This is a genomic window from Hydrogenimonas urashimensis, assembly GCF_016593255.1.
In the GTDB taxonomy this organism is placed as follows: domain Bacteria; phylum Campylobacterota; class Campylobacteria; order Campylobacterales; family Hydrogenimonadaceae; genus Hydrogenimonas; species Hydrogenimonas urashimensis.
Window position 1 is genome coordinate 1,950,796 of sequence record NZ_AP023212.1, and the last position, 21,780, is coordinate 1,972,575.

The following is a 21,780-nucleotide window of genomic DNA, read 5'->3' on the forward strand; positions in this document are numbered from 1 at the left end:
GCGAGCATTGGTAAAAGATGAGAACGATGTGAGAGGGGGTGTCTCAGGCATGGGCTTCTCCGGTCAAGGTGATGACGATGAGGGTCAAATCGTCGTTGGGTTCATTGTCGTCGACGAAGGTTTCGATCTTTCGGACGATACTTCGCTTGATGAGAACGGGGTCGTCTGAATGGGCTTGAACGATGGCCCGACTCAGGCGTTCGACGCCGAACATCTCCAGACGGCTGTTCTCCGCCTCGCTGACGCCGTCGGTAAAGGCAACAATGACACTCTTTTTCGAAAGAGGCAGGGCCTGGTTTTCATATTCGGCGAATTCGAAAGCGCTGATGGGAGGAGCGAAGCGGGGAAGGGGCGAGGCGAGGCGACCGCCCTCTTTGACGATGAAAGGGGGATGGCCGGCTATGGCGAAAGTCACTTTCTCTTCCGAAGCGTCCACGAGGCCTATCAGCAGCGTGGCGAACATCTGCTGTTCTCCCAGATCGCAAAGTTTCCGGTTGGTCCGCGTCATGATATAGGCCGGATCGAGACGCTCGTCCGCCGCCGCTTCGATGAGGACCTTGGCGGCCATCATGAAGAGCGATGCCGGCACTCCCTTGCCGGAGACGTCGCCGATATAGAAGAGAAGTTTGTCTTCTTCGATTCTATAACCGTAAAAGTCACCACCTACCTCCTTGGCCGGTCGCATCATGCCCGCTAGAGCGAAAGGCGGTTGGACAAGCTCCTCTTTTTTGGGCAGGAAGCTCTGCTGGATACCGCTGGCCAGGGCCAGCTCGTTGCGCACACGCTCCTGGCTGGCCGCGTTGCTCTCCAACTGTTTGGAGACCATGAGGACCACGATGAGTATCAGCATCATGCCGATGAATGTGATGAGCCCCATCCGTACCCGCATGCCGGTCAGAGGCGAAAAGAGGGCGTCACGCCGGAGCATCACCCCTACGACCCAGGTGGTTTGGGGAATGCCCATCGTATAGAGCATGTAATCGATGCCGTCGAGAGTGATATTGTAGATACCGAATTTTTTGCGGGCGATTTTGCGGGCCGCCTGGGCCAACGAGGGAGAGTGGTGTTGCCTGGCGTAGGCCTCCAATGTTTCCCTGAATCGTACTTTTGCGTCCGGATGGTAGAGCATGAATCCTCTGTAGGTGACCAGAAAAACGAAACCCTCGTCCATCTGAGCGATGCCATCCATGTAGCGTGCGAGCTTTCCCAACGCAATGTCGACGGTGGTGACGCCCAGGAAGCGACCGGTGATATCGAAAATCGGATGGCTGTAGGTGCTCATGTAGACATTGCCGCCCCCTTTGTCGAAGTAGGGGTCGCCCCAGCGGGGTTGGCCCGAGTATTTGGCGGCGGTGTACCAGGCGGCGTGGAGGTAGTCGTAGGCGGGTGGAAGCAGCTCTTTTTCGGCTACTCCGTTGGGCGTTTTGTAGAAATAGCGGCAGTAGGGCTTCGGGGACAGCCCCCCGGGTTCCAGGGCAAGAGCGGAGCCGAAGGCCGCATCTTCCAGGGCCACGCCCCTTTCAATCAGGGGAAGGACCCGTTCGTAACGGTCGGGGTCCGCTTCGACGATATAGGCCGCTTCAACGGCGTATCGGCTGGTCCGGTTTAAGAAAGACTGAATTGATTGCAGGATGTTCAGATTGGCGATGTGGGCACGCTGCATGGCCGAAATCTGCAGCTCCCCGCCGATATATTCGTCGATGATCACCAGAGATGTCAAAAAAAAGGGGATCGTGATGACGACGATATAGAAGATGATCTTTTTGCGAATCGAATCGAGCTTAAACCGTAAGATCGACAATATTCTCTCCTTCTTCATAACGGTAGTGCAATGCCTGGACCAACTGGGTGACAAGAAAGAGTCCCAGGCCGCCGTATTCGCTCTTTTCCACCGAATCGAGGGGACCTTTGTCGTCCCGGCTCGGATCGAACCGATTGCCGCCGTAACGCAGTCTCATACGCGAGACACCATCCTCTCTTTTCAATTCCATCCGGTAGCCTCCGCTGCCTCCATGCGTGAGAAGATTGACAACCAGCTCTTCGGCGACAAGTCGCAGTTTGTAGCATTGCGACGTTTCGAGTTGGTTGGCTTCGCAAAAAGCTTCGATGGCGGCCATTCCCTCCTCCAGGGTGCTGAACCGCGCCACTATATCTCCTGCATGAAGGTCAGAAACCCGGAAATTTTGAGTATCTCTTTGACATTGGGGTTTGCACCCGCGACATAGACCTTTTTCCCTGAAACCTGGGCTGTTTTGGCGCATTTGAGCAAAACCTGCAGTCCCGCGCTGCTGATGTACTCCAGGTCGTGCAGATCCAGAAGAATATCGCGATCGAGGTTCTCCACCCCCTCGGTGACCTCGTTCATAACATTGGCCGCGTTCGTCGCGTCGAGGCGTCCTTTGAAAGCGATGCGCAGCTTCTCTTCTTTGGTGATGTCGGGCATGGTTTACTCCTTTGGTCGGGTATCATGGTAGGCGCTGAGGCGCTCCTGGACGGTTTGGTCGATCGTGGCGGAGAGGGTGTCGAAGGCTTCGATACGCTCTTCGATCTCCCCTCTCTGGCGGTGGATCGCCTTCTGGGTCGACCTTGCGTAGAAGAGGAAGAAAAGCACCAGAGCCAGGGAGAGCAGCACGATACCAAGCACGATGGCGAAAATGGTGGTTTTGAGCCTTTGGTAAGAGGCCATCGCCTCCGATCGGTCGATTTCCACGATAATGGCCAGATTGAGCAGATCATCCCACATCCAGGCTCCCAGGACCGGTATGCCGCGGTAATCGGGGTATCCTTCCACGTTGAAGCCTTTTGCGTTCCGAAGTGCGTCACGGGCCGCAAGGGTCGGTTGTCTCTCATGGAGAAGTCGAATATTGAGAAAAGAGATCTCGTTGACAGGCAGCAGGCCCGCTTCTTTGAGGTCCCGTTCGAAGCGGCTGCGGGAGATCATCTGAAGCTGGGTGTTCATGAGATAGGTTTCACCCGTTTTGCCTATGCGCCCCTGGCGGACGATGTTGAAGATGGGAAGCGGATCGAGGCGCATGGCAAAGAGGGCGACAGGTTCATGGGTCGCTGGATGGGCGATGACATTGAAAATGTAGTAGTGGCGCAGATGGCCCAGTCTGTCTTTCTCCACTTTGACCGGGGGTACGTAGGCGAAACCGATTTTGAAAGCTCTGTCGATCTCTCTGATGATGGGGGCGTAGGTGATGGCCCTGCCTCTTAACGAGGGCTCCGATGCGCTGAGGATGGTGCCGTTTCGGTCGATGACGAGGTAACCGGTGGCTCCGACGATTCTGGATTTGAGCCCCAGCAGGATAGGGATAGGATCGACATGGGTAACGTCGAATTCACCTTTTTCCCAAAAAGGAGCCAGAAGAGCGCTCCGGTTGACCACATGGTTGAGGTGGTAGTGCTGGGAAAAAAACCACTCCCGCAGGGCGCTATGGGTGACATTAAGAACGGTCTGAAGCGATTCGGCCATCTCCTGTTGCCGGTCGCTTTTGGCGGTATGGAGTGCCACGGCTGTAGCCACCAAGGCGGCGGTGAAGACCATAAGGGCGGCAACAAGCAGAGGGATGCCCAACACGGAAGCCCCCCTCTGTCGATACTGGTACCATCCTCCCAGGCTCAATACCAGGACCAATCCCAGTACGATGAAGAGCAGGTCCAGAGGGAATACCTTCCAAAGAGTGAAATTTTGCTCGCCGCTCCTCTTTGCTTCATAAGCCCGGGGTCGTGTCCATTTTTCATAAATGGTTCGTAGTTGACTCTTGGGAATGGCCGCCAGGGCCTTTTCCAGAACCGAACGGATGAGGGGGCGCACATTCGACTGAAAACCGATGTGCAGATCGATGGAAAAAGGGAGCCTGGCGGCGAGGGCAAGATCTCCGTAGCCCTCTTTGTGGATGAAGTAGTCGGCGGTGGCGCTGTTGATGGCGAATAGGTCGATTTTGCCGCTTCTTAGCTGGTCAAGGCCGTCTCTGACCGTGGAAAACTCTACAAGGCGGATGCGGGGGTGGGTACGTTTCAAATACTCTTCCACGGCATACCCTCTCACGACACCTACGCTCCGACTCTCAAGGGCCTTGGCAAGATTTTTAGGCAGGGAAGGGCGGTCGAAACGGCGCAGCAGCACAGTTGGCAGGGAGAAGAGGGAGTGATGGCTGAAATCCATGAAAGCGTTGCGGGCGGGGGTTTGGGTTACCGCGCTGATGAGCTGGGCTTCACGTTTTCGAAAAAGATCCATCGATTCGGCCCAATTTTGGGTCGGTATCGGGTCGAAGCGGATCCCTGTCATTTGGGCGAGGAGTCCGTAAACGTCAGCTACCATGCCTGTGTAACGTCCCAATTCATCCCGCCACTCGAATGGGGGCCAGTCGGGGTCGTAAACGAACCGCAATGTGGGATGGGTCTGCAGCCATGCCTTCTCTTCAGGCGTGAAGAGAGGTCTGGGAGGCGTGTCGCCGCTATGCAAAGGGGAGGATACGAGAGTCCATAGAAAAAGCGATAGAAAAAAGCTTTTCATGACCACCGGGCGCCCCGAGGCCTATCCGCTGCGAGCGGACATGGCAGGGTGTTACTGGAAGAGTCCACGGGAGAATGCGAAACCGAAAGAGGTCTTGGTGACATTGCGGTTGTAGTCGATCAGACTTTCGCCATAGCCGTTGAAAAATTTGAAATACCAGAAGGTTGTTTTGGAGTTGAAGAAGGGATAACTCCAATCCAGCTGGACGGCGCCGCGGTCGTGGCCGCCTTTACCGAAGTTATAACGGAAAAGTCCGCCGAACTGGTGTTTACCCCACAGGTAGCTGAGAGTCAGGTCGCCGTAACCCATATAGTCGAGAATATCGGGATTGTCGTCTTTGCCGCTTTCGGAATTGGGGTCGATAAGTTGATCGCCCGTATCCGGCTTGCCGTTATGGTTGCGATCCACATATCCGCGATAGTAGTCATCCGACTTGTCCTCTTCGGGCAGCCGGTACCAGATACGGGGTTTGAGAAAAAGGTTGTTCCATTGGAAAAATCCTTCCACATAGAGCCGATTCCAGGAGCGTGAACGGAACCCTTCCTGTCCATTGGATTGGTGGATGAACCCCCATTTTGTCACCTTCATGCCCGTCTTTTCGTCGAAACTCTGGGAGGTGGGAACCGCCACATAAAGTTCGGGCATATAGTTGGTTTCTCTAAAAGGGCCCGATTCGGAGTAGAGCTGCCAGAAGCAGCGCTGGGTATAGGCGGCTGTAATGTATTCGTTGAAACCGAAGAGATTGTAAGTGAGGTTCTTTTTAAGGCTGAACTGAAACTCCACTTCGGCCTGCTGATCGTATTCGCCATACTCCGATTCCCGGCTGAAACCGGGAATTGGGTTGATGGCGTCTGCGATGGTGTAGTTTTTATAAGCAGACGGCTGTCGTCGATACTTTCTATTGGCGTAACCTATCGGCATGATATAGTTCGCTTTGTAGGGGGTCAGGCCGAAGAAACGTCCCTCTGCCATATCATTGAGAAGCGATTTTGTTTCGGGTGTATTGGTGTCAACTTTCGCGATGGCGGCCATGCCCGCGGCGCGAACGCTTGATTCGGTGAATTGCGCCTTCAGACGTTCCGCAAACTTTTTGGCATAGACATTGTGCCCTTTTTTCGTTTTTTCTACCGTGTAGGCGTAGGTTTTCGCCGCCTCCTTGTACCAGTGGGCCGCTTTTTTGAAATCTTGCGGGACACCCAAACCGTTTTCGTAGATATAGGCAAGACGGTACATTGCCGCTTTGTTGCCTTTTTCCGCCACCTCTTCGAGGAGGGGAATCGCTTTGAGATACTGTTTCGATTCGAAAAGCTGGATGGCTTTCTGAAAATCCGCACCGGTTTTTGCACTGGCCTGTATCGCTATGGGGGTCAACCATAAAAATACTACGAATGCAAGTTTACCGATGCAGGCAGACACCTTTCTCTCTCTTTTTTCTCCGAACATGCTGTTTCCTTGTGTTTCACGACGTTAAATTAAGAATCATCATAATAAAATTTCAATTAAAAGAGTTTGAACCCCAAGTGTTTTAAGGAAAGAAATCAATGTCGCAAAAAAGTGAAGAGAAAAAAGTAAAAATCGCCATCGAAATCGCCATCAAACTCGGTTTTCTTTTTCTCGTTCTGTATATCTCCTATCTCATCGTCAAACCTTTTCTGGCGTTGATACTCTGGGGTATTATCCTCGCTGTTGCCTTCGAGCCGCTGGTGATGCGTCTGCAGAAGCGATTTGGCGAGCGGAAGAAGGTGGTCATCGCCATGACGGCCGTGATGATTCTTGCGCTCGTGATTCCCGCCTGGTCTCTGTCGGACAATCTTGTGGCGTCGACCTCCAAACTGCTGGCGGCAGTAAACGGAAAAGAGCAGATCATTCCTCCGCCGACGGAGCAGGTGAAATCGTGGCCGCTGGTTGGAGACCAGGTCTACAATCTCTGGAACCACGCCCACAACGACTGGCGCGAAGCCCTCGCCCCCTTCAAAGAGCAGATCAAAGTGTTTATCCTCAAATTGATATCCATGCTCAAAAGCGCGGCCATGACCCTGCTGCTGACGGTCGTTTCGCTGATTGTCGCTGCGATTTTTCTTATCGGAAAGGAGGCCAACACCGTCTTCTATCATCGTATCATGCGGCGTATTCTGGGTGAGCGGGGTGACGAGTGGGCCGATATTTCGGTCCTGACGATCCGCAGTGTCGCCACCGGGGTCGTGGGGGTCGCCATTATTCAAAGCACTCTGGCACTGGTTGGGATGATAGTTATGGGTGTGCCGATGGCACCGCTTTGGGCACTCATCATCATGTTCCTGACGATCATCCAACTGCCGGCACTGATTGTCATAGGTCCCATCATTGCATATGTCTACTCCTACGTCGAAGGGTTCCCGGCGACGGTTTTCGCTCTTTATATGCTCATCGTCGGCGCCAGCGACGGAGTGCTCAAACCTCTGCTGATGGGACGTGGCGTCGATCTACCGATGCTTGTCATCCTGATCGGTGCCATCGGGGGGATGATGCTGATGGGAATGATCGGCCTCTTCCTCGGTGCCGTCATACTGGCTTTGACCTATAAACTCTTCTATCTCTGGCTTGCGGAAACGGAAACGAACGATGTCCTTGCAGCGAATCAGCAGTAAAAACAACTTTCTTTATCTCTGCCTGGCGCTGATTGGAATGCTGCTGGCCAGTGCTGTGACCAACCAGTTTCCCAATACGATTCTCGAAACGCTTTTTTCCGCTGTTCTCGTGATAACTCTGCTGATAGGGGTCAAAAGCCTTCATACGCAAACCACATGGAAACGAATCGTCTACTTTTTGGCGGTCATTTTGGGCTCTCTCGTCCTGCTGCTTCGATTCTATCCGAGCAAAACGACACTGTTTTTCGTCTATCTGATGCTTTTTCTTTTTTTCATGGGTTCGTTCAAAGTTGCCGTGCGTCAAATACTTTTCAAAGGAAAAGTTGACAGCAACAAGATCATCGGATCCCTTTCACTCTATCTGTTGATCGGGCTGATATGGACCACCATCTACCTGATGCTGCTCACCTTCGATCCCGATGCTTTCAACGGTATCGAAGTCGGAGAGTGGGAGCACCTCTTTTTCCGTGTCGCCTACTACAGTTTCGTAACGCTGACTACACTGGGTTATGGGGATGTCTCACCTGTCAGCCCACTGGCGGAGTTTTTTGCTTCTCTCGAAGCGATCACCGGTGTCTTCTATATGGCGATTTTCGTCTCCAGTCTTATTAATCTGGCCGGCAGAAAGGTGAACGAAAAAGAGTGAACGGTAAACGGAATTCCGTTTACTCTCTCCTGCTCACCGTTCATTTGTTTTTGTCGGTGAGAATTTGCACCGAAGCGGTCATGCCCACGCGGAGCTTGATCTTTTGGGGCAGCGGTTTGTCGAGTTCGATACGTATGGGCATACGCTGAGCCAGTCGGATCCACTGGAAGACGGGATTGACTTTGGGCAGGAGATTCTGTCCCGGGATACCGTCGGTTGGGGCGATGCCCCAGGCGATCGACTCGACCCTCCCGTAGAGCGGTGTATCAGGGTAGGTCATCAGTGTCACGACCGCTCTGTCCCCGACCCGTACATCGGCGATGGTATCTTCTCGGAAGAAGCCGAAAACCCAGAAACTGTTCTTGTCTACCAGTGCCATGATCGGCTTGTTGGCTGTAGCCTGAGAGCCGATCTGGAAGCTGATGTTGCTCACCCATCCCTCCACGGGGGCGGTCACTTTCGTGAAGGAGAGATTGAGCTTTGCCGCATTGAGGGCTTCGACGGCGGTATCGATATCCGCCAGGGATTTGAGGTAGTTGATTCTGTTGCGCACCAGATCTTTCTGACTCACCGCACCCGGGTCCTTGGCGTATATCGCTTTGATGCGCTCGTATTCGATTTTTCGTCCCTTGGCGGCCTCCTTTGCCCGTTTCAGGCGCGCTTCGGCCTGGCGCACTTTGAGAATAAAGGGCGAGGGATCGATGTCGAAGAGGGGATCTCCTTTTTCGACATGCTGGTTGTCCGTCACGTAGATTTTGGTCACCATCCCCGACACGCGGGGGGTAATCTGGATTACCTGAGTGCGCACCTGACCGTCCCTCGTCCAGGGATTGGCCATGTAGGTTTCGTACTTTTGCCAGCCGAACCAGCCGGCGGCTCCCAATATCACGAGAGTCAACAGAAATTTCAGAACTTTCATCTCAAAACCTTATGAAAAATCGATCGATCAAAATCAGATAGAGCACCATCATCGCCAAAAAGAGGTAGGAGTGGGCATAGAAGAAGCGCGAAAGCTTCAGGCGGTTGAGAAGCAGCGCCGTGATGAGTGCCAGCAAAAAAGCCAGGGAGAGTGCAGGCAGCCAGGGAGAGAAGTAGATATCTCCCAACTGCAGTTCGTGGGGGTAGGGGTTCACGGCCTCTCCTTGAGGAGAAAGTGGGTAGTAGGTAGTGGGTAGTATGTGGTTTTAAGTATCGTAATCGATGCATACCAACGACCAACAACCAACGACCGCTTACCCCCGATAACCAAATCTCTCATTTCCACCCCTTCGGCATCCGTGTGGCGTTCTCGTCGAGCCCGTGACCCCAGTCGACCCCTCTTTTTCTCATCCGTGCCCGACTCTTTTGAAAAAGGTAGCTGCGGCCATCAGTTGCCTGCCATCCGCCGCCCAGGGCTTTGTAGAGCAGGGCGGCGTCGACGGCCAGTTCTCCTTTGGTGCGGGCGTAGGCGTCCTGGGCGAAAGTCAGTTTTTCGACGGTGCTGAGCAGCCGCTGGTAGCTCACCAGGCCGTCATGGTACTGCGTGACGGAGATGTTGAATGCACGCACCGTCGCTTCCAGTGCTTTTTCGCGCTCCTGCAGCTGGATTTGTGTGAACCGGTAGGCATTCAGCGCATTGGAGACTTCCGCGGCGGCGGTGAGTACCCGTTTGGAATAGCGCACCAGGCTCTCTTCGAAGGCGGCGTCTTTGAGGCGGACATCGTTTTTGAGTCGGCCGTACTGAAAGATGTTCCAGGAAAAGCCCGGCCCCGCGGCGATGGTGATGTTTTCGTTCAGACTCCCCCAGCCTGTCAGGAACGGCACGACCGGATTGGGGTCGGACGCGCTGTAGCCGATGGAGCCAAGAAGCCTGAAGCTGGGGTAGAGCGCCGCTTCGGCGATGCCAATCTGTGCCGCTTCGGCGTGGGCGATATATTCGGCCGCCCGGATGTCGGGGCGGCGTATCAGCAGTGACGCGTCGACGATGCGGTCAGGGTTGAAACGGGGCTCGGGGATGTAGTGCGGCGCCAGCAGATTCTTTTCATTTTCGGCCAGCTGGATGATCCCCCGGTTGTTGGTGGCGATCGCCTCGTTGATCTGTTGAAGCAGGTCGTGGTCACGGGGCCCAAGGATCTTCCGCACCGCTTCTGGGGTCGTGCCCAGTAAAACCGCCAGGGCGTTGATGATGCGGATTTCGGCCAGGTGCATGGCGGGCAGTGCGGCGCGGGTGTTGTAAAGCTGGGTGCGGGACTGCTGCATGTCCAGTTCGCTGACATTCCCCGCTTTGTACTGCACTTCGGTCATGCGGGTCACCCGCTCCTGTATCGCCACGTTGCGCTCGGCGTAGGCGATCCGTTCTTCGGTGGTGCGGTAGTCGATGTAGCTGCGTGCCACTTCGGCCAGCAATGAGACGGCGGCGGCCCGGTAGGAGGCGACCTGGGCCATCAGCGTCGCTTCGGCGCTTTCGATGCCGCGGGCGTATTTGCCCCAGATATCCGCCTCCCATGCCAGGTCGAAAGAGAGGTTTGCGCTGTCGATATGGTACCTGTGGTAGGAGCTCATGGCATTGCCCGAGAGGGTCTGGGCCTGGGGATACTGCAGCCCGGTGGCGATCCCCAGTGCGGCCCGGGCCTGGAGAATCCGAAGGCCCGCTGTTTGAAGGTCGAGATTTTGGGAGAGGGCTTTGTCGATGAGCCTATCGAGTGTTTCGTCTTCGTAGATGTTCCACCAATCGGCCAGGTCGTCGTCGGAGACATTCCGGTCGCTTTTCAGCGACTCTGAGAGAGGGGGCGGTGTGATGCCGTGGAAGTCGGGCCCCAGTTTCGTGCACCCCGTAAGAAGCAGCAGCGCCGCCAGCCCCGTCACCGGCAACGCGATGCGTCCCGTCCACGCCATCTTAGAATCTCCCATGTGCCTGCAGCGGCTCTTTTGGCAGGGTTCGCAGCGTTTTCATGCACGCTGCCAGCTTTGTCGGGGCGGTGTCGGATGCCTGCAGGCATTCGACCGACGCTTCCAGGCACTCCGCCGCCGCCTGCTCGAAGCGCTCCTTTTTCAGGCCGAACCATTCCCAGTTGGTTTTGGCGATCCAGATCTGCAGCTTTTGGGCTGTAGGCAGCAGCATCTTTTGCGCCTCTTTTCGCCAGAATCGCTGCCAGGGGGTCGCCGCCGGCGACAGGATTCGGTTCGCGAGCCTTTCGAAACGCCCGAGGGTGCGCAAAACCATCGTTTCGGGCCTGCTCGAGAAGGGAACGTACGCGAAAAGCAGCAGCAGGAACATGAAGGCGTAAAAAAGAAAAAGAAAGTTGAGATAAAGCCCGAAGTTGTAAGTCATCTGGTTTTGGATATTCATAACCGATAGGCCCATGGCGATGAAAAGGGCCACCTCCGGCTGAAAGAGCCTAAAGGCCAACCACACATAGACAAAAAGAAAGAGAGCCAAACCGATGACTTGGTGCAGGTGGGGCAGAATAAAAATATAGGCCAGTGTCGAAAAGAGAAAGGAGAGGGTATAAACTGCGATCATCAGCGAAGGGTGGGCGATGGGGGAGAAGACCGTATAGAGCGAAATGGCTGTTGCCAATGTTACCAGATAGAAACCGCCGGGCGGGTTGAACCAGATCCATGCCAGCGTCGCCGTCCAGAAGATGAGAAAAGTCACCAGCGCTCCCAGCAGATGGTCGGGGTCGAAAAGGAGAAATTTCGCTCCTTTGGGAATGCCTGTGTCGGTCACTTCGTCTCTTACTTTTGTATGCGAACCGAAGGGCCAGAGGTAGATGCTCACAAGGGTGAAGAGTATGACGCCAAAAGCGGTCATGGTGGCACGGTTGACACCGTAGAGAAAGAGACCGTCGGTTTTGCCGCCCTGGAAGACGATCATCATCGTCATCGCCGAAAGCATGAAGATGGTTTTATCCCCCTGGTAGGCGTATCCCAGATAGAGAAACAGCGTCACCAGGCCAGAGAGTATAAGTAGATAGAGCGCCCTTTCCTGTGGCAGCCAGGCGATGAGGGCGATTCCCAGCACCGCACCGATGAGGGTTCCTGTGATGCGCAGGAACCCCTTGAAAAGCGACTCTCCCATCGAGTGGCTCGCCGCGATGACGATGACGGTGATCGCCGCGGTGGATGCCCACTGCCATCCCAACGCGAAAGGGATGAGATAGGCCAGGGTCACCGCCAGCGCCACTTTGATGGCGTAATGGGTTTGATCGCTAAGACGAAAAAGTCGTGTTATAAGCGATGGTCGTGCCGTGCTTGCCGTTTCCACACTCCCCTTTCCCGTGAATTCGTTTCGGGATAAATTATAACAAAGCAAAACAAAACTTTTGATGATAAATATCGGAGGGTACGAATGGTATAATCGTGTAAACATCTAAGCGGTAGAAAGGAGGGTGCGTGAAACATTGGGTATGGCAGACCGATCCCGTTCTTTTCCGTATCGGGCCGTTGTCGCTGCACTGGTATGGGCTCATGTTCATATCGGGGCTTCTTCTGGGCTACGGCTTGCTGCGCGGCATTTACAGGCGGGAGGGGAGAGACCCGGAGATGGTGGACATACTTTTTCTCTATGCCACCGTCGGCATTCTCGTGGGGGCCAGGCTGATGCACTGTCTCGCCTACGAACCCGATCGTTATCTGCGCCATCCTTTGGAGATTCTTTACTTCTGGAAGGGGGGGCTGGCCAGTCATGGCGGTATGCTCGGGGTCATCGCGGCCGCCTGGCTCTTCTGTCGCCGTTACAAAGAGTCGCTGCTGTGGCTGCTTTCGCGCATGAGCATACCCGGGACCCTTGTAGCTGCTTTCGTGCGCATCGGCAACTTTTTCAACTCCGAAATCCTCGGCCTTCCTTCCGACGTACCCTGGGCGGTCGTCTTCGCCAGAATCGACCGCATTCCGCGTCATCCCGTGCAGCTGTACGAGTCGGCGGCCTATTTTCTGCTTTTTTTCCTTCTATTGTTTCTCTATTTCCGGCTCGATTCGAAACGGGCTACACTGATTCTACCCGGTATTTTTCTGGTTCTGATGTTCTCTGTTCGTTTTGTACTGGAGTATTTCAAAACGGAGCAGGCCGATTACGTAACGGGCCTTCCTTTCACCGTCGGGCAGCTGTTGAGCTTTCCCGCCATACTTTTGGGGGTTGTCTGGCTTGTTGTTGCCAAAAGAGCGATGCGCAAGGGTGAGCGGGTGTGAAAAGATCGGTGCGCTACCGTCTTGGCATCGATGTCGGCTCCACGACGGTGAAGTACGTGGTCTGCGACGATGATCTCGATATCGTCGAAAAGGAGTACACTCCTCATGAAACACGGCAGGCGGCGAAACTGCTGGAGCTTTTGAGCGGGTTGGCCCGGCGGAGGCCGGAGATTTTCGAACGAATCGACAGTGCCCATATCACCGGATCCGGCGCAGCGCCGCTGACCGAACCTCTGGGCGCAGGGTTCGTTCAGGAGGTCAATGCCGTCGTGCTCGCCGTGGAGCATTTTCACCCCAATGTCCGCAGTATCGTGGAGCTGGGTGGGCAGGATGCCAAAATCATCCATTTCCGGGAAGCGGATGACGGCACCCGCTCGATTATCACATCGATGAACGACAAGTGTGCTTCGGGCACCGGTGCTACCATCGAGAAGTGTACGCTGAAGATCGGAATGCCTTCAGGGCGTCTGCACAATCTTCAATTCGATCCCGAAAAACTCCACCATGTTGCCGCCAAATGCGGGGTCTTCGCCGAAACGGATATCGTCAACCTTCTGAAAAACTCCATTCCCCCGGAAGAGATCATGAACTCCCTGGCCGACGCCATCGTGATGCAGAACCTCACCGTATTGACAAGGGGGAACACCCTTTTGCCCGATGTCCTGTTGCTGGGCGGCCCAAACACCTATCTTCCTTTTCTGCAGGCGTGTTGGCGCTATCGGATCGCGGAACTTTGGCGCGAAAGAGGCATTCCCTGCGACCCGGAAGAGCTTGAAGAGCGGATTATCGTGCCCGAAAATGCCCAGTATTATGCCGCCTTCGGGGCGATTCTCCACGGTTTTCGTCAAAAAGCCCCGGCATTCCGGGGACTTGGGATGTTGGAAACGGCGGTGCGCCGCTACACTTCGGTCCGCCGTCCGGGAAGTGGTGCGCCGCTGGCAGAGAGCGCCGAAGAGCTTGAAGCTTTCAGGAAAAAATACGAGTTGCCGCAGCCATCTTTCACGGCACCCGGAGAGAAAAAGGCATGCTGGCTGGGCATCGACGGCGGTTCCACGAGCTCCAAAGCGGTGGTGTGCGACCAAAGGGGCGAGATTCTTTTCAAGGCCTATCGCCTCTCCGGGGGCAACCCCATCGAAGACATCCTCTTTTTGCTGCGGCAGATTCGCGACTTCGACAGCCACGGCAGACTGGAGATTCGCGGCTTCGGCGTCACGGGATACGCCGCCGACGTTCTGGAAAGTGCACTGGGAGCCGATGTCAATATCATCGAAACGGTGGCGCATATGCGAAGCGCCCAGTCGATCTTCGGGGAGGATGTCGATGTCATCTGCGACGTGGGAGGGCAGGATATCAAAGTGCTCTTCCTCGAAAACGGAATGCTCAAAAACTTCCGACTCTCCAATCAGTGCAGCGCGGGCAACGGGATGCTGCTGCAGAGTATGGCGAAGCAGTTCGGCGTGCCGATGGAACGGTTCGCCGACGTGGCGTTCAAAGCGACTCAGACACCCCGTTTCAACTACGGCTGCGCCGTCTTTCTCGATACCGACCGTGTCAATTTTCAAAAAGAGGGCTACACCAAAGAGGAGCTTTTCGCGGGAATCGCGAAAGTTCTTCCCAAAAACATCTGGCAGTACGTGGTGCAAAGCTCCAACCTGGCGCGGCTGGGCCGACGATTTGTCCTGCAGGGGGGCACCCAGCGCAACCTGGCGGCCCTGAAGGCACAGGTGGATTACATTGAACGCAAGGTGCCGGGGGCGGAGGTGCTGCTGCATCCCCACTGTGCCGAAGCCGGCGCCCACGGTGCGGCCATCGAAGCAATACGCCGCACCCTGGAGAGAGGGCACAGCCTTTTCGTGGGTCTCGAAAAGGCCCTGAAGCTCACCTACACCACCCGGACCGACGAAGAGACTCGCTGTCGCTTCTGCCCCAACCACTGCGCCCGCACTTTTGTCGATACCAGGATTCCCGGCAGCGATCCGGTCCGGTACATTGCCGGTTTCGCCTGCGAAAAGGGGACCGTCGAATCGCCCGAAGCCCTCAAAGCGTTGGAAACGAAGCGCAAAGCGTTGCAGCGCTTTGTTCCCAACCTGGTTCGCACCGATGCGACACGGCTTTTTGAGACGGCTTTTTCGAAGGCTTCCGGTGAGTCACAGATGCCCCCAGAGGGTGAACGGATATCGTCCCGACTCTGCCTTCCTCTCTTCGGGACCTCCTGGTCCCCGGTGCTCCATTTGTCTCTGTCTAGGCGATTTCGACGTGCCGCGCCCGAAGCCCGTCGCCGACGCAGGAAGGTTGTCGTGGGGATTCCCCGCGTCCTTAACCTCTACAACGCGGCGCCGCTGCTCGTGTCGTACCTGACGGCGCTCGGCGTACCGCCAAGGCAGATTCTCTTCTCTGATTTCACCAGCGAGAAACGCTACCTCGAGGGAGCCAGACAGGGATCGGTGGATGCCTGTTTCCCAGCCAAGGCGGCACTGGCCCATCTGCATTCGCTGCTTTTCGCTCCGAAATTCCGTACGAAAGGGATCACCCATATCTGGTTCCCCTCCATCGTGTCGCTGCCCTCGCGCATCTCCCATGCGATGGGCCATGCGGCCTGCCCGGTGGTGACGGGCACGCCAAAAGTGGTTTACAGCGCCCTGGTCAAAGAGCGCGACATATTCGAAGAAAAAAAGATCCGATACCTCGACGTCGCCCTGGATCTGGCGGAACCCGAACTCGTGGCCCGGCAGCTTTATAAACTCTGGAAAGAGCCGCTGGGAATCACTCGGGACGAGAACGACTGGGCAGTGCGCCATGCCTACGAACGGCTGGAAGCGTTCGAGAAACAGATGCAGGAGGAGGGGAAACGGATTCTGGAGAGTGCCGAAAGAGAGGGCCGTGTGGTCCTACTGATACTGGGTCGCCCCTACCATGCCGACCCGGGACTCAACCACGACATTCCGGAGATGTTCCAGTCGCTCGGGTATCCGGTGCTTTCGATGCGCTCCATTCCCAAAGACCCTCTCTGGCTTCACCGCTGGTTCGCCGAAGAGATCGCGGCCGGGCTTGTAGCCGACTGCTTCGATATCCGGGATGTCTGGCCCGAGAACTTTTCCGCCAATTCGGCGCAGAAAGTCTGGGCGGCCAAATTCGCTGCCCGTCACCCCAACGTGGCCGTCGTGGACCTGAGCAGTTTCAAATGTGGCCACGATGCACCGATCTACGCCATAATCGACAAGATTCTGGGCGCCAGCCGTACACCCCACCTGGCGCTGCACGACATCGACGCCAACAAGCCGGGAGGATCCATCAACATCCGCATCAAAACCTTCGCTTACACGCTGGAGGAGTACCGGCGGCAACTGGTAAAAGCCCATGTGACATTTCATGAAAAGGCCGAAGCGTGAGCCGGTGCCCCAACGAACGCCAAAGCGGCCAAAACGGTTCACTGACCTATCTTCATCGCGATATCTCGCAGTGGAGGGAGCGTATCGTCAACACGTTCTTGGACGACGAACGGGGAAAAACGACCATCCTGTTCGGCGGCCTTTCGCTGATGCGCGACTCTCTCATCGCCGCCGCCCTCCGCTCGCTGGGGGAGCGTTTCGTTCCTCTTCCCGAGCCCGGTTTCGAAGCCTTCCGCACCGGCAAGGCGTTCGGCAACAAGGGACAATGCAACCCGACCTATTTCAACGTGGGGAATCTGGTCAACTATCTTGTTCGCCTGCGGGATGAAGAGGGCATTCCCACCGAACGGATCATCAGGGAATACTGCTATGTCACGGCCGGCGGGTGCGGCCCCTGCCGCTTCGGTATGTATATCACGGAATACCGAAAGGCGTTGCGCGATGCCGGTTTCGAAGGGTTCCGGATTTTTGGTTTCGAGCATACCCGGGGCATTTTCCAGTCGGTGGGCGAGACGGAGGGATTCGGCTTCTCCCCCCGCTTTTTTGTGACTCTGCTGCGTGCGGTGATGATAGGCGACATGCTTGCCCTGCTGGGATACAGAATGCGTCCCTATGAAAAAGAGAAAGGCAGTGTGGATGCGGCGCTCGCTCGCTGCAGAAAGCTGGTGGAAGAGGCTTTTGAAAACCGCCGCTCTTTGGTTTTCGCGCTGCGCCGGTGCCGAAAAACGCTCGATGCCGTGCCTTTGGACAACACCCTCAACAAACCGAAAGTACTGGTGATCGGGGAGTTTTGGGCGGCACTGACGGAGGGTGAGGGCAATTACCGCCTTTTCAGGTTTCTGGAAGAGGAAGGCGCGGAGGTGATGGCCCAGCCCGCCACGGCCCGGCTGCTGCTCAATATTTGGGAAGCGAAGTACGAAGCCACCAAACGTGCCGGGCTTTGGAAAAGCACCATGTCTCTCTTGGACGTTTCAGCCACGAAATTCTGGGTTTTCAACCGCCTGGCGAAAATCGGTCTTCTCGCCCAGTGGAAACTCTATGCCAAAGCCGTGGGGCTTGACTTCTACAGGCTTCCTGACGTCGACCGCCTGGCGCGGCTCGCCGAACCCTACTACACACTTGATGCCACCGGCGGAGAGGGTCACATGGAAGTGGCGCATTTCATCGAATGCGCCCAACAGGGGTGTGCCGACCTGGTCATCAGCGTCAAACCCTTCGGGTGCATGCCATCCTCCGCCGTCTCCGACGGCATTCAGACCCTTGTTGCCTCGAAATTTCCCCAGCTTCCCTTTCTCTCCGTCGAAACATCCGGTGAAGGAGCCGTCAATTTCTACTCCCGCGTGCAGATGGCACTGCATCGGGCAAAAGGGTAGATACATGAATGCCGCACAGGAAACGGCTTTCGCTTCGGTTTATGTTCTGTATTAGGAAAAACCCTCTTTCGAAAAATTACTTTTACGAGCGCCTTCAAGGTTCTGGATGGTTAATATGCTATAATGCGCCATCCTGATCGACCGGTTGTACCGGTCGCCAATCTCCATCTACCGCAAATATACTCTCCAAGGTATATTTACCGGATGGGCACCGAAGGCACTTGCTTGGGAAGCGTTTGCGTGCCGTCGGTAAATAGACTGGACGATCGACATTTCATCTGATGTGTCGAGAGAAAAGCTATATATCACTACAAAGAGAAGTTATCCATGAGTCAAAAGGTCGTCGAGCACGAACACGAACAGCCATCCACCATGCGTTTTTCCGATTTCGGATTCAAACAGCCGATCATGCGCGCCATTCAGCGCATGGGGTTCCAGGTACCCAGCCCGATCCAGGAGAAGGTGATTCCTTTGATTCTGGAGGGCAAAGATGTCGTTGGGCAGGCCCATACGGGTACGGGAAAAACCGCCGCTTTCGGGCTGCCGGCGCTCAACAACATCGAATGGCGCAACGGGGTACAGTTGCTGGTCATCACTCCGACCCGCGAGCTGGCGACCCAGGTGAGCGACGAGCTTTTCAGCCTGGGGCGTTTCGCGGGCATCCGCACCGTCAGCGTCTATGGCGGCCAGAGCTACCGCCGCCAGCTCGATCTGATCGGCCGCGGGGCGCAGGTGGTCGTGGCGACGCCGGGCCGGCTTCTGGATATGCTCAGCTCCGGCAAGCTCGAGGATTTCAACCCGGCCATCGTCGTTCTGGACGAAGCGGACGAGATGCTCGATATGGGCTTTCTGGACGACATCAAAGAGATTTTCAGTTACCTGCCCCAGCAGCGCCAGACACTGCTCTTTTCGGCGACGATGCCCGAACCGATCAAAGATCTGGCCCGCCATATTCTCTACCATCCGGAGTTTGTTTCAGTCACCAAAAAGGAGACCACCAACAAGGACATACGCCAGCTTTACTACGTCATTGAGGAGAAAGACCGTGACGAAGCGATCGTGCGGCTGCTGGACAAGGAGGAGCCGACGAAAGCGATCGTCTTTTGCCGGATGAAGCGGGAGGTGGACCGGGTCGCCGAGCTGCTGCAGGCTCGGGGCATCAACGCCCGCGGACTGCACGGCGACATGGAGATGCGTGAACGCATGGAGGTCATCAAAGGTTTCCGCGGCCGGGACATCGACATTCTGGTCGCCACCGACGTGGCGGCGCGGGGGCTCAATATCGAAAACGTCAGCCATGTCTTCAACTACCATATTCCTTTCGATCCGGAAAGCTACGTCCACCGCATCGGCCGCACGGGCCGTGCGGGTAAGAAAGGTACGGCGATAACGCTGGTAACGCCCCTGGAGTTCAAAGAGCTGGAGCGCATCCGTCAGAAAGTGGGAACGAAGATGGAGTACGGTTTCGTCGACGAAGCCGGAGAGAGCGCCGAAGGCATGAGTGAACGATTTCTCGATGCCCTGCGTGAACAGGACATCGACCAGGAGGCGGTGAAGATTTACGAAAGACTCGTCGGGGATATGGCGCCTCAGAAGGTCGCTTACAAACTCATCTCCATGATTCTTAAAAAGGGCGTTCTCGCCGCAGGCGATGGCATCGGTCTGAGTAAAGAAGAGGTCGAGCGTCTGATGGCGATGCACGACATCGAAGAGAAACCCAAAAAGAAAAGCGGCGGACGTCGGCGCAGCGGCGGAAACCGGCGGAGACGATGAGTTCGGTGAAAAGTTAAAAACTAAAAACTAAAAGTTTTGAATGGTCGCTTCGCGACCTTCTATATTTTTTAATGAAATCATCACCGGTTACTGACTACCAAATTATTATTCTGGGGGCTGGGGCGGCGGGGCTGATGGCGGCGGCTTTTCTGCCTCGTCGCAGAGTCCTGGTCATCGACCACAACGAAGGGCCGGGCCGCAAAATCGCCATCTCCGGCGGGGGCAGGTGCAATGTCACCAACGCGGAGGTGACGCCGGCGTACTATCTGGGCGACGCCGCTTTCATCGAACAGGTTTTTTCCCGCTTCGACCATCACGATCTGCTGGCTTTTCTGCGTTCGGGTGGCTGCCAACCGGTGCTTCGCAAAGGGTCGCAATACTTCTGTCCCGAAAGCGCCAGACAATTGATCGACTTTTTTCAAAAGAGAACCGTCCATGCCGATTTTGCCTACGGTACCGAAATAGTAAGCGTTAAAAAGAGGGGAGAGCGTTTTGTCGTCGATACCTCCGCCGGCCGGTTCGAGGCTCCTACTCTGCTGGTGACCACCGGCGGGCTCAGTTATGCCAGCGTGGGGGCGTCCGGGATAGGTTTTTTCATCGCGGAGAGGTTCGGACATACGGTCGTACCTCCCCGGCCGGCGCTGGTGGGGTTGACGCTGCAGCGGGGCGAAGCGTGGATGAAACGCCTCAGCGGCCTCTCCTTTCTGGTGGAAGTTTCCGTGGGTCGCAGAAAGATGGCGGGCGATATGCTTTTTGCCCACCGTGGCCTCAGCGGCCCGGTGATCCTCGATGCCTCGCTCTTTTGGAACAGCCGCAAACTGACGGTCGATTTTCTGCCGGGAATCCGGCTCAGGAGATTGTTTAAAAACCCGAAAAAATCGGCCATCACGCAAATCCCCCTGCCCAAACGCTTCGTTCACGCCTTTTTCGAAGCCCTTGGACTCCCGAACATCCCTTATCACGCAATGGATAATGCCCAAAAACAGAACCTCTCAACCCTGAAGTCCTACGCCTTCGCACCGGCCGGAACGTTCGGGTATGCCAAAGCCGAAGCGACCAAGGGAGGTGTCTGTACCGATGAGATCGATCCTTCAACGATGCAGAGCCGTCTCATACCCGGACTCCATTTTGCGGGGGAAGTAATCGATGTGACGGGGCGTCTCGGCGGGTACAACTTTCAGTGGGCCTTCTCTTCCGCCGTGGTCGCGGCAAAAAGTGTATAATCTCCTTTATGAATATGAAAGATGCACGATTCCATCAGCCTCCCATTTTGACCAACGCCAACGGCGAACCCAGGAAGGTCGGCTTCGAACTGGAATACGCGGGACTGACACTGGTCAAAAGCGCCGCGATAGTGATGAAAAAAGTGGGCGGGAGAATCGATGTGATCAATCCGTACCATATCAAAATCCGAGATACCGAATACGGTACCTTCACCCTTGTGCTCGACTTCCAGTTTCTGGTGGAATCGGGGCTTGAAAAATGGCTCCATACGATCGGACTCGACCAGGCGCTGGAGAAAGAGACGGTCGAAGCGATCGAACGGTTCATCGCGGATCTTTCCGAAACGGTGGTTCCCTACGAAATTTCGACGTCGCCTCTGCCGCTGGAGAGGATCGGCATCATCGAATCGGTCAAGGAAGAGTTGCGAAAGCACGGCGCCATGGGCACGAAAGCCGATCCGCTCTACGCCTTCGGATTTCACATCAATCCCGAAGCCGCGCGAATCACCGTGGAAAACATTCTCAATACGCTGCGCGCCTTTTTCCTTCTCTACGACTATCTGGTCGAACGGATCAAACCCGACATGACGCGCCGCCTGACACCCTACATCGATCCTTTCGACAGGGAGTATGTGGAACTGGTGCTCGATCCCTCCTACGATCCGACGATGATCGGACTCATTGACGACTATCTCGAATACAACCCGACCCGCAACCGCGCTCTGGATCTTCTGCCCCTCTTTGCGTGGATCGATGTCGACCGGGTCATGGCGCAGATGGAGGGGGAGAAGATTGCCGCGCGTCCGACCTACCACTACCGCCTCCCAAATTCCCGGGTCGACGAGGCGGAGTGGTGTACCTGCGAAGCGTGGAACAGCTGGGTTCTGGTGGAGAGGCTGGCCAACGACGAAGAGGCGTTGAAAAAGCTCGCCAACGAATGTTTGCAATACCTCGATTCCCCCCTAGCTTTTTTCAAAAAAGAGGCGTGGATCGACAGGGTACGGCAATGGGTCGAAAAGTCGTAATCGTTACTGGCTCGCCGCGGGGAAGCCGTACCGCCT

At 55.8% G+C, this 21,780-nt stretch carries 17 protein-coding genes; 8 read left to right on the top strand and 9 right to left on the bottom strand.

All coding sequences use genetic code 11. The features are described from left to right. Nucleotides 1-43: 43 nt before the first annotated feature. The 5 genes from JMG82_RS10045 to JMG82_RS10065 are packed head-to-tail and all read right to left on the bottom strand — an operon-like array spanning nucleotide 44 to nucleotide 5,962. The gene (locus JMG82_RS10045; protein WP_201352603.1) at nucleotides 44-1,801 is read right to left on the bottom strand and encodes a SpoIIE family protein phosphatase; all 1,758 of its coding nucleotides are present in this window, start codon (nucleotides 1,799-1,801) and stop codon (nucleotides 44-46) included. Then, on the bottom strand, nucleotides 1,782-2,147 hold the full coding sequence (locus JMG82_RS10050) for an ATP-binding protein (RefSeq protein ID WP_201352604.1): 366 nt from the start codon (nucleotides 2,145-2,147) through the stop codon (nucleotides 1,782-1,784). The genes JMG82_RS10045 and JMG82_RS10050 overlap by 20 nt, the downstream gene beginning before the upstream one ends. Beyond that, a complete protein-coding gene (locus JMG82_RS10055; protein ID WP_201352605.1) occupies nucleotides 2,147-2,443 on the bottom strand; it encodes an STAS domain-containing protein in 297 nt (98 codons plus the stop codon). Before JMG82_RS10055 ends, JMG82_RS10050 begins: the two co-directional genes overlap by 1 nt. 3 nt (nucleotides 2,444-2,446) lie before the next feature. Continuing rightward, nucleotides 2,447-4,519, bottom strand: a complete 2,073-nt coding sequence (locus JMG82_RS10060; RefSeq protein WP_201352606.1) for a transporter substrate-binding domain-containing protein — start codon at nucleotides 4,517-4,519, stop codon at nucleotides 2,447-2,449. Between the two features lie 51 nt (nucleotides 4,520-4,570). Next, complete coding sequence (locus JMG82_RS10065) at nucleotides 4,571-5,962, bottom strand: phospholipase A (protein ID WP_201352607.1); 1,392 nt, start codon at nucleotides 5,960-5,962, stop codon at nucleotides 4,571-4,573. A 98-nt stretch (nucleotides 5,963-6,060) separates the two neighbouring features. Here JMG82_RS10065 and JMG82_RS10070 point away from each other — a divergent pair, with 98 nt between their 5' ends. Then, nucleotides 6,061-7,146 (top strand): AI-2E family transporter, encoded by a 1,086-nt coding sequence (locus JMG82_RS10070; RefSeq protein WP_201352608.1) that lies wholly within the window; start codon nucleotides 6,061-6,063, stop codon nucleotides 7,144-7,146. Further along, the gene (locus JMG82_RS10075) at nucleotides 7,121-7,792 is read left to right on the top strand and encodes a potassium channel family protein (RefSeq protein ID WP_201352609.1); all 672 of its coding nucleotides are present in this window, start codon (nucleotides 7,121-7,123) and stop codon (nucleotides 7,790-7,792) included. Before JMG82_RS10070 ends, JMG82_RS10075 begins: the two co-directional genes overlap by 26 nt. Nucleotides 7,793-7,832: 40 nt before the next feature. On the opposite strand, the gene JMG82_RS10080 is transcribed toward JMG82_RS10075, so the two are convergent. The 4 genes from JMG82_RS10080 to JMG82_RS10095 form a co-directional block, all read right to left on the bottom strand. Further along, nucleotides 7,833-8,711, bottom strand: a complete 879-nt coding sequence (locus JMG82_RS10080; protein WP_201352610.1) for an HlyD family secretion protein — start codon at nucleotides 8,709-8,711, stop codon at nucleotides 7,833-7,835. 1 nt (nucleotide 8,712) lies between these two features. Then, a complete protein-coding gene (locus tag JMG82_RS10085) occupies nucleotides 8,713-8,925 on the bottom strand; it encodes a DUF1656 domain-containing protein (protein ID WP_201352611.1) in 213 nt (70 codons plus the stop codon). A 121-nt stretch (nucleotides 8,926-9,046) separates the two neighbouring features. Further along, the gene (locus tag JMG82_RS10090) at nucleotides 9,047-10,666 is read right to left on the bottom strand and encodes a TolC family protein (RefSeq protein WP_201352612.1); all 1,620 of its coding nucleotides are present in this window, start codon (nucleotides 10,664-10,666) and stop codon (nucleotides 9,047-9,049) included. 1 nt (nucleotide 10,667) lies between these two features. Next, on the bottom strand, nucleotides 10,668-12,038 hold the full coding sequence (locus tag JMG82_RS10095) for an FUSC family protein (protein ID WP_201352613.1): 1,371 nt from the start codon (nucleotides 12,036-12,038) through the stop codon (nucleotides 10,668-10,670). A gap of 128 nt (nucleotides 12,039-12,166) precedes the next feature. Here JMG82_RS10095 and lgt point away from each other — a divergent pair, with 128 nt between their 5' ends. The 6 genes from lgt (at nucleotide 12,167) to JMG82_RS10125 (ending at nucleotide 21,744) form a co-directional block, all read left to right on the top strand. After that, nucleotides 12,167-12,961 (top strand): prolipoprotein diacylglyceryl transferase, encoded by a 795-nt coding sequence (lgt, locus tag JMG82_RS10100; RefSeq protein WP_201352614.1) that lies wholly within the window; start codon nucleotides 12,167-12,169, stop codon nucleotides 12,959-12,961. Next, entirely contained in the window at nucleotides 12,958-16,350 is a 3,393-nt protein-coding gene (locus tag JMG82_RS10105; protein ID WP_201352615.1) for a BadF/BadG/BcrA/BcrD ATPase family protein, read from the top strand. Before lgt ends, JMG82_RS10105 begins: the two co-directional genes overlap by 4 nt. Then, complete coding sequence (locus JMG82_RS10110; RefSeq protein ID WP_201352616.1) at nucleotides 16,347-17,723, top strand: hypothetical protein; 1,377 nt, start codon at nucleotides 16,347-16,349, stop codon at nucleotides 17,721-17,723. The genes JMG82_RS10105 and JMG82_RS10110 overlap by 4 nt, the downstream gene beginning before the upstream one ends. Before the next feature lie 327 nt (nucleotides 17,724-18,050). Beyond that, nucleotides 18,051-19,496 carry a DEAD/DEAH box helicase gene (locus JMG82_RS10115; protein ID WP_236579132.1) on the top strand — a complete coding sequence of 482 codons (1,446 nt, stop codon included), beginning with the start codon at nucleotides 18,051-18,053 and terminating at the stop codon, nucleotides 19,494-19,496. Between the two features lie 71 nt (nucleotides 19,497-19,567). Further along, nucleotides 19,568-20,719 (top strand): BaiN/RdsA family NAD(P)/FAD-dependent oxidoreductase, encoded by a 1,152-nt coding sequence (locus tag JMG82_RS10120; RefSeq protein ID WP_269089346.1) that lies wholly within the window; start codon nucleotides 19,568-19,570, stop codon nucleotides 20,717-20,719. A gap of 8 nt (nucleotides 20,720-20,727) precedes the next feature. Further along, nucleotides 20,728-21,744 carry an amidoligase family protein gene (locus tag JMG82_RS10125; RefSeq protein WP_201352618.1) on the top strand — a complete coding sequence of 339 codons (1,017 nt, stop codon included), beginning with the start codon at nucleotides 20,728-20,730 and terminating at the stop codon, nucleotides 21,742-21,744. The last annotated feature ends 36 nt before the right edge of the window (nucleotides 21,745-21,780 follow it).